The sequence below is a fragment of the Loktanella sp. DJP18 genome, from assembly GCF_049310965.1.
In the GTDB taxonomy this organism is placed as follows: domain Bacteria; phylum Pseudomonadota; class Alphaproteobacteria; order Rhodobacterales; family Rhodobacteraceae; genus Loktanella.
In genome coordinates, this window is record NZ_JBMERN010000112.1 from 1 (window position 1) to 12,238 (window position 12,238).

13 protein-coding genes are annotated in these 12,238 nt (G+C 57.9%); 4 read left to right on the plus strand and 9 right to left on the minus strand.

Going from position 1 to position 12,238, the window contains the following annotated elements:
* The 3 genes from ACOI1H_RS20175 to ACOI1H_RS20185 form a co-directional block, all read right to left on the minus strand.
* The coding region (locus ACOI1H_RS20175; protein ID WP_422439687.1) for a hypothetical protein at positions 1-385 on the minus strand (385 nt) is incomplete at its 3' end.
* A 79-nt stretch (positions 386-464) separates the two neighbouring features.
* The gene (locus ACOI1H_RS20180) at positions 465-2,993 is read right to left on the minus strand and encodes a cation:proton antiporter (RefSeq protein WP_422439689.1); all 2,529 of its coding nucleotides are present in this window, start codon (positions 2,991-2,993) and stop codon (positions 465-467) included.
* Positions 2,994-3,192: 199 nt separating this feature from the next.
* Positions 3,193-4,587 (minus strand): hypothetical protein, encoded by a 1,395-nt coding sequence (locus ACOI1H_RS20185; protein ID WP_422439691.1) that lies wholly within the window; start codon positions 4,585-4,587, stop codon positions 3,193-3,195.
* A gap of 199 nt (positions 4,588-4,786) precedes the next feature.
* On the opposite strand from ACOI1H_RS20185, the gene ACOI1H_RS20190 reads away from it, so the two are divergent.
* Positions 4,787-5,122: a HesB/IscA family protein gene (locus ACOI1H_RS20190; protein WP_422439692.1), complete on the plus strand. Its 336-nt coding sequence runs from the start codon at positions 4,787-4,789 to the stop codon at positions 5,120-5,122.
* A gap of 26 nt (positions 5,123-5,148) precedes the next feature.
* On the opposite strand, the gene ACOI1H_RS20195 is transcribed toward ACOI1H_RS20190, so the two are convergent.
* The 4 genes from ACOI1H_RS20195 to ACOI1H_RS20210 all read right to left on the minus strand — a co-directional run bounded on the left by ACOI1H_RS20195 (position 5,149) and on the right by ACOI1H_RS20210 (position 7,585).
* Positions 5,149-6,018, minus strand: coding sequence for a hypothetical protein (locus tag ACOI1H_RS20195; RefSeq protein WP_422439694.1), 870 nt, complete (start codon positions 6,016-6,018; stop codon positions 5,149-5,151).
* Between the two features lie 97 nt (positions 6,019-6,115).
* Positions 6,116-6,493 (minus strand): hypothetical protein, encoded by a 378-nt coding sequence (locus ACOI1H_RS20200; RefSeq protein ID WP_422439695.1) that lies wholly within the window; start codon positions 6,491-6,493, stop codon positions 6,116-6,118.
* A gap of 143 nt (positions 6,494-6,636) precedes the next feature.
* The gene (locus ACOI1H_RS20205) at positions 6,637-7,041 is read right to left on the minus strand and encodes a hypothetical protein (protein ID WP_422439697.1); all 405 of its coding nucleotides are present in this window, start codon (positions 7,039-7,041) and stop codon (positions 6,637-6,639) included.
* Positions 7,042-7,111: 70 nt separating this feature from the next.
* Positions 7,112-7,585: a peptidyl-tRNA hydrolase gene (locus ACOI1H_RS20210; protein WP_422439706.1), complete on the minus strand. Its 474-nt coding sequence runs from the start codon at positions 7,583-7,585 to the stop codon at positions 7,112-7,114.
* Between the two features lie 278 nt (positions 7,586-7,863).
* On the opposite strand from ACOI1H_RS20210, the gene ACOI1H_RS20215 reads away from it, so the two are divergent.
* Together ACOI1H_RS20215 and ACOI1H_RS20220 are read left to right on the plus strand one after the other, a co-directional pair.
* Entirely contained in the window at positions 7,864-8,598 is a 735-nt protein-coding gene (locus ACOI1H_RS20215; protein WP_422439698.1) for a DNA methyltransferase, read from the plus strand.
* Positions 8,599-8,872: 274 nt separating this feature from the next.
* Positions 8,873-10,000 (plus strand): hypothetical protein, encoded by a 1,128-nt coding sequence (locus tag ACOI1H_RS20220; protein WP_422439699.1) that lies wholly within the window; start codon positions 8,873-8,875, stop codon positions 9,998-10,000.
* Here the strand turns inward: ACOI1H_RS20220 and trxB are convergent.
* A complete protein-coding gene (trxB, locus tag ACOI1H_RS20225) occupies positions 9,991-10,977 on the minus strand; it encodes a thioredoxin-disulfide reductase (RefSeq protein WP_422439701.1) in 987 nt (328 codons plus the stop codon). The genes ACOI1H_RS20220 and trxB overlap by 10 nt on opposite strands.
* A 58-nt stretch (positions 10,978-11,035) precedes the next feature.
* Complete coding sequence (locus ACOI1H_RS20230) at positions 11,036-11,656, minus strand: thymidine kinase (RefSeq protein WP_422439702.1); 621 nt, start codon at positions 11,654-11,656, stop codon at positions 11,036-11,038.
* Between the two features lie 387 nt (positions 11,657-12,043).
* Between ACOI1H_RS20230 and ACOI1H_RS20235 the strand changes: the two genes are divergently transcribed.
* On the plus strand, positions 12,044-12,238 hold a 195-nt coding region (locus ACOI1H_RS20235), incomplete at its 3' end, for a hypothetical protein (RefSeq protein WP_422439704.1).

Consider the following 12,238-nt stretch of genomic DNA (forward strand, 5'->3'; position numbering starts at 1 on the left):
CCATATTCTCATTTCCGACTGCCGTATGAGTCAGCTTGCCGAAGCTTTCATTGGTCAGCGGGTTGAGCGAAAGGGCGCGGCGCGCAAAATGCGCCCGCATGTCAGACGACATGTTGGCCGTGTAAACCTTTCGCCAGATGCCGTGATCCTCGATTTTTGGCAGATGGTAGAGATCATCACCGAGGCAATCCTCCGCATGCTTGAGTAAATCGAAATCTGCTGCACTGATGACGATTTCCAGGGTCAGTGCGTCTGCCGGGCAAGCGGGCACGTGCCTCATGGCCTCACCAAGCACGGATGTGCGGGACATGGCCAAAGGTATGGCAATGTATCCACACAGGGCGCGCAGATGCTCCTGGGCTGGCGTCCCGCGCTGTGAATACATGAGCTGTCCTCTCCTCTTCTCTCGTCGGGTGCCTGCACACCGGGTCGTCGTGTAAAGCGACCCGGTGTGCAGGCACCGCTTATTCTGCCGACGCCGCCGCCGCTGCTGCTGTTGTTGTTGTTGTTGTTGTTGTTGTTGTTGTCACCCGTGACGACAACAGACCCGTGCTCCACTCAGGTTGCTGCCGCAACATGTCCCGGAAATCCTTCACCGTCATACGGAAGCAGTGCGAGTAGGAAATTGCGCGCACCGTGGCAGGCTTCAGCGCGGGGTTCAGGACGCGCAGCTGGCCAAAGGCCTGGCCACGCCCCAGACGCTGGATATCACCCTCCCGGTCGACTTCCACGGCACCATTCGCGATGAAGTAGATCTGGTCGACGCGGTCGCCTGGTTTATAGATCGTGGTGTTGGCGGCGAAGACGGCCGGACGCATGCGCTTGGCGACATCAGCAAGCTGCTTGTCTGAAAATCCCTCGAAGAGCCGCAACATCCGCAACAGCTCTGGTTTTGCGTGCTCGATGTCGATGTGTCCCGCGCGCCGGACCGACCTATTCAGGTCTTCTGCCTCTGCAATGAGCGAGCGTGCGATATCAGGTGCAATGACGCCCGAGTCGAGCAGCGTATTGATCTGTGCGATCTCTTCATGGTGCGCATAGCGCTGAACCATGGATTGCTCGAGGTCGTGGGCAAATGCAGGGTATTGGAGGCGGATCGCTTCAATATTGCGCTCCAGTTCTTCGCGTCTTCTACTCACGATTTCGGCGATGATTTCGGTGATGCGCCCTCCAAAGATCGGCTTCAGTCGCGCATCGACATACCAAACGAGCTGCGCCACGAGCACACGGTTGACGAGCAGATAGTGGAAACGCCTGGCGATATAGCTGGCCAGAGGACCTTCCGCACCGGTCATGCGGTAAAGGGTGCTGACGACCCTGAACTGCGCCGTCTGGCGGTAAGGCAGACGTGCGGCGCGCAGGTATCCCACGTGCCCCACCATGCGCGCCTCGTCGCGCATCACGTCGAGTGCATAGAGATACTGGTCGATCATTGATGACGGAAGTCCTGAGCTCCAGCGCTGGTCGAGCAGGAGGTTGCGCTCGTGGTTCACCAGCGCGCCAAGTGCCAGTCGCAGCTTTTCCTTGTCGGTGATTTCCGTCTCGAACGATGTGTCGTTGAGGGCGGCCTTCAGTCGCTTCTCGTACGGCGTGATGGCATTCTCGACCAGTGCTGTGTCGAGACCGGCGCGGCGCGCGAATTGTCTCACGCGGTCCCGGGTGGCATCAATCGCTCTCCCGAGAGCCTGGTTGCGCAACGCCCGGTCGACGGGTGCCAGCTGTATCAACCCCAGGCGGTCGACGATAATCCTCAAAGTCGTGCCCTGCACAAGGAGGGTCCAGAGCGTATATCCCGTCGCGAGGAATGTAATGACGCTTTTGACATCAGGCGCGATGAGGGTATTTTCAGCCACGGACAGGACAAGGGCAAGAGTCATGGCCCCCCGGAGTCCACCCCAAAGCAAAGCTGTCGACATCTGGTGGCCGACAGGTCGCATCAGCCCGGCCGCAGCCAGCAGAGGGGCAACGCCCCAGAGAATGATTGCACGGGCGGTTAGGGCGGTCACGATGACGACCGCAAGCATCAACATGTTCGAGATGGATGCCTGTGCCAGGATGCGCGGCACGATAAGGGCGGCGAAGATGAAAATGAGCCCTGTCGACCAGTCGGCAACCTGGTCGAGAAGCTCCCGCATGAAACGGAAATCAACCCTGTCAAAACGGGACCTCGCAATGGCGCCGATGGTAATGCCGGCTGCAACCGTTGCGACGACGCCAGAGACGTAAGGGGAGGCGGCACAGGCAGAGAAGAGAATGTAGGGCGTGATCAGGGTCAGTGTGATCTGTGCTGATCGGAACTGACGTAGTCGACCGAGAAGGCGAGCTACCACCATGCCGGAGGCAATACCGACTACTGCACCTGCGATCAAGCCTGTGCCGATTTGAAGTCCGAAATCACGCCAGGACGGTGTTGCTCCAATCAGCAGTGCTGCGAGAAGTGCGTTGAACGCGGCGATCGCTGTCGCGTCATTTAGAAGACTTTCGCCTTCGACGAGGCGTGTGAGGCGCGCTGGCGCTCCGAGATCGCGAAACATGCTGATGACGGCGCTGGGGTCTGTGGTTGCGATGATGGCGCCCAGCAGTAGGCAGGCCGTAAGACTGATCCCGGAAATCAGGTGGACTGCGCCGCCGATAAGGCCGATCGAAAGCAGCACGGCAAGGATGGCGAGCAGCATGATTGCAACGCTATCGCGTACGAGATGTCGGATGTCGACACCGACGGCCCCTTGGAAGAGCAGGACAGGCAACAGAACATATACGAAGATATCCGAGGAGATCGGCAAACTTAGGACTGTCGCGGCCGTCTCGCCAACTTTTGCCAGCGGTCCGTAAATCAAGTGGGACTGAGCCCAGTTTGCTGCGATCGACAAGATGATGCCGGCAATAGCCAGGACCGCGGCAAGTGGAAGCTTCAGCCTTGCGGCAAGAGGCTGACAGAGTGCCGAAACCAGGAAGAGGCTCGCTAAGGCGGATACGATGATCTGTATTGGCATTGCATTGCTTTCCGGATCTGTCGGTTGTCGGCTGAATGAACGCCTCCTGGTGATCGGATTTCAATCAGGCTCATATGTGTCCTGGCTCCGCACTCATAAGATGGTGATGGTCCTGGCAATGCGGCAGGATAAAATGCAAAAGGCCGCCCGACATGCGGGCGGCCACTCTGTGATGCCGCATTTGGGTGCGGACGATGGCTTACTGAGCGTTGGCCGGCATCAGCTCATCAGGAAGATCCGCGGGCAGCTGATTGCTGTTTTCAGTGTCCTGCGATTGATCGTCAGGTGCCTGGGTCTCAGCGGGAGTTTCAGCCGCAGGATCTGTCTGCCCAGGTGCGGGTGTTTCAGTTTCAGGCTGTGTGGCTGGTGCGGCCTTCGTTGCAGATGCTGGCTTCGAACCCCCTATGGCACGGCCATTTTTTGCGGTCCAAACGGTGATATCCTTCACCAGTGTCGCAGCTGCGAAAGTTGCTGCAAGGCGTGGATTTTCGAACTCCATCGGCTCCATGACGCGCAACATATCACCCACTGGAGCGAGATTGCCATTTTTGGCCGCTTGCTCGCGGGCTTCCAACTGCGGCGGGTTGAGTGATTTGCCGATGGCGGCGGTCACGATACTGCCAGGCAGGAGGACGGATGTCTGGCTTTTCTTGTCGTATTTGATGTAGGCAATCGTTCTCTTGCGGCGCATGACGTGTGTCGCATCTTCTGGCCAGCCCGGATCTTCGACTGACATCTCTGCGGTGGCAGGTTTGGAGCTTGCAGGCACCGCTTTTTCAGCCTTGGGTGCATCTGCGGCTTTTTGTGCGGATGCGGCTTTTGCGGGTTTGGCTTTTGTAGATTTCGCCTTTGCAGGTTTGACTTTGCCAACTTTCGTTGCGGCCTTCTGCTTTGCAGCCGGAGCCCCGGCAGGCGCGGTCTCTTGCCCGGCAGTAGCCGTAGAGGATTGGGTTGACGCGACCGCATCACCGTTGATGCTGACAGTGAGGCGAGCGATGGCGGCCTTGACCGCCTCAGCGCCAGCTTCCTTGCCGGCGATGCTGGACTGGATCGCACTGACAAGGGCGTCCGAGCCTGCAAGGTGAGCCTTGAGAGCAGCGGTCACTTCGTCATCGATCGACTCTGCGCTCCATGCCGCATTCAGTTCTCCAGATTTCAGAGCGCCTTTGCGGAACAGTGACAGCATTGGAAATGCACTGCGCGCGACCGGGACGGTCTCGAGCGAACCTGTCATGAAGGCAGCCTCGGGATGTGCGCTGTGGAAAACACTCCAGGTCATGCCGTTCGTCACTACTACCCATGAGGGCGCATCGCTTGCGACATCGTAAGAAGCCGGAATGTCAGTGCTCATGGACAAAGCGTGAACAAGAAGGGATTTGCCGCCTTCTTCGAGGTAGACCTTATCGCCATCCTGGCGCCGGACCTGACGCGGGTCGCGGGTGTTCCAGCCAAGGGCAGTCAGAACGGGATCGATGCAGAGAAAGACGACATCTGCTGGCGTCAGATCGATGGATCTTTTCCCGAGAGCGCGAACAGCTTTGGCAGCTTCGAGAATATTTGCCTGAATCTCAGGCGTGAGGGTAGTATCGGCCATAATTTATCTGGTCCTTATCATGGTGTGCCGCCGGAGAACCTCGAGGAAATTCTGACACAAGGTTTAACGGTCGGAAATTGCCGTGTAGACGTCACCGGAATAATCCGGCTGCTGACGCTTGTCACCGCCTTTCACAAGTTCCATCTCCAAAAAGCGACCTATAGGTCTATGGTCGGCAATTTTACTTGGAGCACTGAGCATGAAATTACCGATCCGTGTTACCGAAGCAGCGTTTTTACGTCTCGAAGAGATTAACGCAGGTGCCGCCAACGACGCGCGCCAGAAGCTGAGAATTTCGGTTTTAGGGGGAGGCTGTTCAGGATTTCGCTACGAAATGGAACTTGTTTCTGCTTCGCAGGTTGAAGACATCGTTTTGTCAAACGGTGTAAACGAAGTTCTGATCGATCCCGTATCGTTGCCATATCTGGATGGCGCTGCAATCGACTTCCAGGACGAAGTTGTGGGCGCCCGGTTTGTCATCGACAATCCGAACGCCGCATCCTCATGTGGCTGTGGGGTCAGTTTTTCGATCTGAGGCCGGCGGAGGATATCCGCCGTCAATCATCCAAGTTCAAATCCTGCTGCGCGCTTCTTGGCGATAACCGATCCGAAGAGCTTGCCCTTCGCTGGCAAAATGCCTGCGACTTCAGCGCCCTTGACTTTGCCTGGAACGTTGTCGGACGCAAGACTGCCTGCTGTAGCCAACCACGCCGTCGCAAGTTCGTCCTTGGGGTTCTTCTTGAGGCGTCGCATTGCGACATCCTCCAGATGATCTGCGGGGAGCGTGTTAGATCTCTTGATGATGCCACCTGCTTGGTCAAGGACGTCAGCATTGCGGATCTTCCTGCGTGGATCTGCATCGCTCAGCGCGCCGAAGCGCACGAGATCATCGCGAACCGCGATCCACGATCTACCTTGTGTCTTTGCAGCTTTGGCGATGTTGCCGGTCTCAAAACCGCGCGAGGCGCGCTCCCGGATCTGACTGTTGGATGCAGCGGCAGCCAGAGCCATCATATCCCGTGCGGCAGGATTTCTTGGATCGGCTTTTGTCATGCGGAATGCCATGAATTCAGCTTGCGTCGCAAGATCTGGTCGCTTGTGTGCCAGGTCATCAAGGGGTTTGAGCGTGTCTGCTCCGGCCATGACGACAGCAGCATAGCGCGCACGTGTTGCCGCATCTGCACCGTTGTTCTTCTGATCGCTGGCGATCTTCTCAAAATTCGTCATCAACTCTGACATCCGCAGGGATGAGAGCTTGGAGACTTGAACGGGGTCGATCTGCATCCGTGGGTCTTCACGCGAAATCTCGCCACGCGCATACATGGCTTCTGCCGCTTCAGAGAATGTAAGGCTTCCTTCCGACGCAAGACGCGCGACAGAAGGAAAGGCTTCCAGGGAGGCCGCTTTTGATTTGTCGTATTTGGAGAACATGGAATATTCCTCGCGATGCAGTCACATCGTGGAAATAGGTCCTGCGGCGACACTTCGGGTGTCGCCGCCACCTGTTCATTTGCAGCGCGTGTCGACCTCACGCCGCCTTGGGCTTGGCGAGACTGACATTCGCTTTCCCGGCGTAAAGGTCGGCGATCATTTTCCGGCCGGCGGCGGTCGAAAGCAAGGCATCGAGCTGGGAGCCCAGGCTCTCATTGTGCGGATCGAGCGCACTCCATTCGCACGTTTCAGGGTCCGAGATCATGTCGAGGAGATCGCCGGTCGGCGCATACTCCAGGCCTGTGGTCGTGCTTGATGCAGTGGCGTAAAAGCCGCCTTTTTCGATTTGTGTATACTGGCAGTCGCTCGGCGTTGCGACCTCATCGACAAGCTCGCGCACTTCGGCAAGGTCGGCTGCGGCATACACGCCAACGAATTCGTGGTTGTCCAGGGTGCGAACGATTGCGAGCATCATGATGAGGGTCTCCGTCTTTCTTGTTCAAAGGCCGTTGTTGGCTTCGAATGGGAGATTGCGTCCACAGGATGCGGGGAGTTGTATTTTAATGATGGGGTCCAGTTAACGAACCGGCATCTCTGCCGGTTCGCATGTTGTGTAGGTCAGAGCATCTTGGCGGCATCACGTTGTGCCGCACTCCAGCGCTTGCCAAGGCGGCGCATCCTGATGGCGCATGTGACACAGCGCCCGATGGTATCGGCCTGGCTTTGGGCCGTGTAGCGCACGCCGACGTCAGGGTTCTTGCGCATGGCCTTTCGGGCGCGGATGTGAGTTTCGGCCGCATTGACCATCTGCTTGTAGTCGGCGACCCAAAGCAGGTAGGCCTCACGGCTTGCCAGATCACTGAAGATGCCGCTGGCGTCGATGTCTGCGATCGTCGCGTCGTCAGCGGGCAGGGTGGGGCCAACATTCCAGGGAAAGCCGCCGATGAAGGCAACTATGGCCTTCTGCGCATCTGTGTTGAAGTCGTTCTTGGGTGTGTCGGTTGTTGTGGTGTCGAAAGCCATCGTGAAAATCTCCTGATATATCGATGGTGAACGGGATTTGGATAGGTTACCTGGCTGTCGGGTTATCAGGTCATGATGCGCCTCCCCTTGAGCGCGCAGCACCCCAAAGCGGCAGCCGCGACAGGAGTCTGCGGGCATCCGAGCGCGTGATTGGCCCGATACCGAGCGCAGTGACTGTCGGCGATCCATCGAAATCAGGCAGCTCGAGATGGTCCCTGTCAGTGATCAGGGCGTGCGGAATACCTCTGGAAACCATCTTGTCGCGCAGGGCGATGAGGTTTGTCAGAGAGCCGCCGTCGAGGGTTATTTTCGTGCCTGGCGTGAGACGTGCATAAGCTTCGGACCGCGGATCACGGTCAGCAAGGGCTGCAATGAAGGTCTGAACGTAGGCGTGCCCGCATTGTGCAATCGCTTTTCCAGAGCTGATCTGGATATCGCTGCGCAGAACCGCGTAAAGCCGCAGGTCCTGTTCTCTTTCCTCGGTTGCGATCGTGGTCGCAGGGGCGTTTGAGGAGAGGTCTTCGATTTTGTCGGTGGTATCGATCTACAACATGGTCTTTTTTCTTCCTGTTTTCGCGTTCCGTTCTTTGAACATGGGACCGTTTAAGCGTCGCGCCAAGTGGTCTGCCGCTTTTTTTGGTGCCTCTGCCGGGCTTCGAACCCGGACACGAAGTTTTAGGGACTTCTGCTCTTCCAACGAGCTCCAGAGGCATGACAGGAATATTGGCTCGCTTTTCCGCGGAAGAAGTAAAATTCGGATCTGTTTCGAGAGGGGGCCTCCCGGGACCCATATCCTGCGCACACCACCGCGCTGGAGCGAACATGCTGGATACACCGACCGACTGCCTCGACAACCCATTCCTCAAGGACGGGTCGCATGTTTCACTCGACGTGCGCAATTATTGCGACGGCCGCGTACTCCTGGGGTGTGTGCGCGATGATGCGGCCGCGGTCGTTTTCTTCGATCCGCAGTATCGTGGCGTCATGGACAAGATGAAATATGGCAATGAGGGTCAGCGGCAGCGCCGTCGCTTTGAGATGGAGCAGATGCCGGAGGAGATGATCGTATCCTTCTTCCAGGACATCGACCGCGTTCTGCGCCCGTCCGGGCATCTCTTCCTCTGGGTCGACAAGTTTCATCTGTGTGAGGGCATCTCGAACTGGACGATGGGGACGCGTCTCGAGATCGTCGATCTTCTGACCTGGAACAAGGGCAAGATCGGGATGGGATACCGCACGCGCCGCAAATCGGAATACCTGATCATCCTGCAAAAAGCGCCGAAGCGGGCGAAGGGTGTCTGGACGAAGCACAACATTCCCGACGTGGTGGAGGAAAAGATCTCAGATCGCGGGCACGTGCATCAAAAGCCCGTCCTGTTGCAGACGGCCTTGCTGGAGGCCACGACAAATCCTGGTGATCTGATCATCGACCCTGCCGCTGGAAGTTTTTCAATCATGGAAGCGGCGCATCGTCTTCCGGGTCGTCACTTCCTTGGATCTGACCTGGTGAAGTTCGGCGGCGGCACGCCTGACCCGGATGACGCAGCAAGCGTCTGATCGAGGCGCCATTTCCTCCGCAACCGTCAGTGGCGATGCTCCGTGGGATTTTTGACGGCGGCCATTCTGACCAGGTTCCTGCGCATCGTTGACCTTCAGGCGGGATGCGCCACCGTTGTTCATCAGAGTCGATGTCGGGTTTCCGTAACGCGATGATCATATCAGGGGTGATCGCGGTGCGGCCCTGATTTGCTCAATTTGGCGTGCAACGCAGTTGCGCGTGCACCTCGTCTCGCATCATGATGAGTCTGTTCGTTGGTGCGGGAGATAGTGCGTGCAGGCTGGGATTGCAGAGACGGATTTTGACCAGGGGTTTGCACTCTTTCGCAAGATCCTGAAGGCGCATGAGCCTATGGGTCGTGACTTCACGGATTTCAGGTCCGGCGTGATCGACGGTCAGGAGGGATATAAATCCCGCGTGCATGCATTGGCAAGGACCAGGCTTGGCCTTGGCGACTGGCCGGCGTTCAAGCCTGGAGAAGGCGATATTCTCAGGCGGGTCATCGGGGCGATCGCCATTCCGGAGAACAATGTTCTGACATGGTGGCCGCCGGCGTTTGCGCATCGGGATCTTGTCCGGATCGAACAGGATGGGGGAGGCGAGTGCGCTGAGATCGAGCTTCTACTGCGGGATCTCTATCTCGATACGGCGTCTGAGGGAGAGATCTTTGACGCGCTTGTCGAGATGTTGGGCAAGAACTATCCCCTCCTGGGGTATCTGTTCTTCGTCAAGGATATGGACCGTTTCGTTCCCGTGACGCCCGGTGGCATCCAGCGTGGTCTCGCTGAGTCAGGTTGCAGCCTGAAGCTCAAGGGGCGCGCTTCCTGGTTAAACTATCAGGACTTGCTTTCTGATCTGCGGATGATCCAGGGCGTGCTTGCTGCGCGCACGGCCTCCGATGTCCGACTGATTGACGCCCATAGTTTTGCATGGGTGCTTGGAAGCTGGAGGAGGCCGGGGGAGGATGGGAAGGTTCCAGGTGTCGCTGCCGGATCGACCGTCACCGATGCGGCGGAGAAAGCACTCAGGCGCATGGCCTTTACGATCAAGGACACAATCAAGAATGCCAATGGCCAGATGGTTCTGAAAAAGGTCAAGGAAAAGGGCACCAACATGAGCGATGCGGAGATCGATGCGTATCTCCTTGTGCTCATGAAGCTTGGCCGCACCTGTCGTCTGACAGGGTGCCACATGCTCTACGATGGCGAAGCGGAAACACCCTTCGACAGGCATTTCCTGGTCTCTGCGGATCGGATCGATTCAAGTCTTGGATACGTGCGTGGCAACATCCAGCTGGTGTGCCAGTTCGCCAATTTTTTCAAAGGGCACCGCTATAACGATGACGTTTTCAGGCTCTTGCTTGCCCGCGTCGCCGAGGTGGAGGTGATCGGCTACACGTAGTCTTCAACGGCAGGCTTTTCGGCAGCCATAGCACGCTGTGACGCAAGGAAACGTTCGGCGTCCAATGCGGCCATGCAGCCCATGCCGGCCGACGTCACAGCCTGGCGATAGACGTGGTCCGTCAGGTCGCCAGCCGCAAAGACACCCGGGATCGCCGTGCGCGTCGTGCCTGGCTCGACTCTGACGTAGCCGCCAGAGTGCGTTTCGATCTTGCCCGCTACGAGTTCTGATGCCGGCTTATGTCCGATCGCAATGAAGACGCCCTTCACGGCGATATCAGATGTGACGACAGCTGCGTTATCGAGAACCCGGACCGTCTCGACACCGCGCGGAGCGGTGGTGCCCATGATCTCCACGATTTCGCTGCTCCACAGGACCTTGATCTTCGGGTTTGCGAACAACCGATTCTGAAGGATACGTTCGGCCCGGAGGCTGTCGCCGCGGTGCACGAGGGTCACGGAGGAGGCGAAGTTTGTCAGGAAGAGAGCCTCTTCAACGGCGGTGTTGCCGCCGCCGACGACCATTACGTCCTGGCCGCGATAGAAGAAGCCGTCACAGGTCGCACAGGCGCTGACGCCGAAGCCCTTGAAGAACTCCTCGCTTGGCAATCCAAGCCAACGGGCCTGGGCACCGGTGGCAAGAATGATGGAGTTCGCGGTCAGTGTCTTCCCACTGCCGAGCGTGGCTGTGTATGGGTATGTCTTGAAATCCAGATCGGTGACGATGTCAGCAATCATATCGCATCCTGTTTGGGCAGCATGCGCTTCCATGCGGATCATGAGATCCGGCCCCTCCACGCTTTCGTCGCCGGGCCAGTTCTCGACGTCCGTGGTGATCGTCAGTTGTCCACCGGGCTGAATGCCCTGGACCAGGATGGGTGCCAGCATGGCGCGCGCGGCATAGACACCGGCCGTGTAACCGGCAGGGCCTGAACCGATGATCAAGACAGAAGTGTGGGTGCGGGTGGCGTCGAGCATGTGATTTCCGGATGATATGAGATTGCGAGAAAGCTGTGTCTTCGGGGAGAGGCTGCGATCACTCGGCCGCATATGCCTCTGGGACGATATGCGAGGACCGCGCCTCGGCATGTGCCTTTGTCCAGTGCTGTCGGCAGAGCGTGACGTAGGTGTCATTGCCACCGATCTGGACCTGGTCACCTTCCAGCGTCGGGCGGCCTGAGGCATCCTTGCGCAGCACCATGGTGGCCTTGCGGCCGCAGTGGCAGATGGTCTTGAGCTCCCGCAGATCGTCGCTGAGGGCCATGAGCGCATCAGAGCCCTCGAAGAGGTGACCACGGAAGTCCGTGCGCAGACCGTAAGCCATGACGGGAATGCCCAGCATGTCTACGGCCGAGGCGAGCTGACCGACCTGTGTGCGGGTCAGGAATTGTGCCTCGTCCACGAGGATGCAGGCGATGCCGGCTTCTTTCGCGCCAAGCAGGTATTTGACCAGAAGGTCGTCTGTCTTGCTGAAAACCTGCGCGTCAGCCGAGATACCCATGCGGCTCGTGATTTTTGCGGTGCCATACCGGTCGTCCAGGGCTGCGGTCAGCAGCAGGCATGTCATACCCCGCTCCAAGTAGTTGAAGCGTGTCGCCAGAAGCTGGGTCGATTTTCCGGCGTTCATAGTGCTATAGATGAAGTGCAGTTTGGCCATCTGTGCGTGTCCTGATGTTGGGTCACCATGGAAGTGGTGTCATCGGGCGCTGCTCGATGATGATTTTCTCACCTTCCACCTCTGAAAGGCGGGCTGCGCAGCCCCACCCAAACGGGGTGCGGGGCGCGCCTTCAACTCGTATGTTCTTTAAGGAATGATCGGAGGAGGGACTTCCATCCCTCCTCGACCATGATGCCAACCGATCCCTGGCTTGTCAGTATTTTCCGCTTATCGGTTCGGCCCTGACGGGCGCTCGCTCGGACCCATACAGCTTACGCTGCACTCCATATTTTAAGACCGCAGGGCGTATATGCGGTCTTGCCGTGATGAGGATATGGGGCCGAAATAGTGTATCGGAAAAAGTGGCTTTGCAATTTCCGAATGCGGATGTCCGATACCAATCTCATTGAGATGAAAGACAGCACCCAAAATATGACGCAAGACCCTCATGTCGATGTGGGCTTTTGCTGCCAGCATGGCCGTGGCGCGCGTATCGCGGCATGGCTTGCTGTCTTTGTTCTTGCGCCGTTGTTTGTTGTCGCTCTCTTCTCGACCGCGGACAATGCTGTTTGGTCTTCAGTC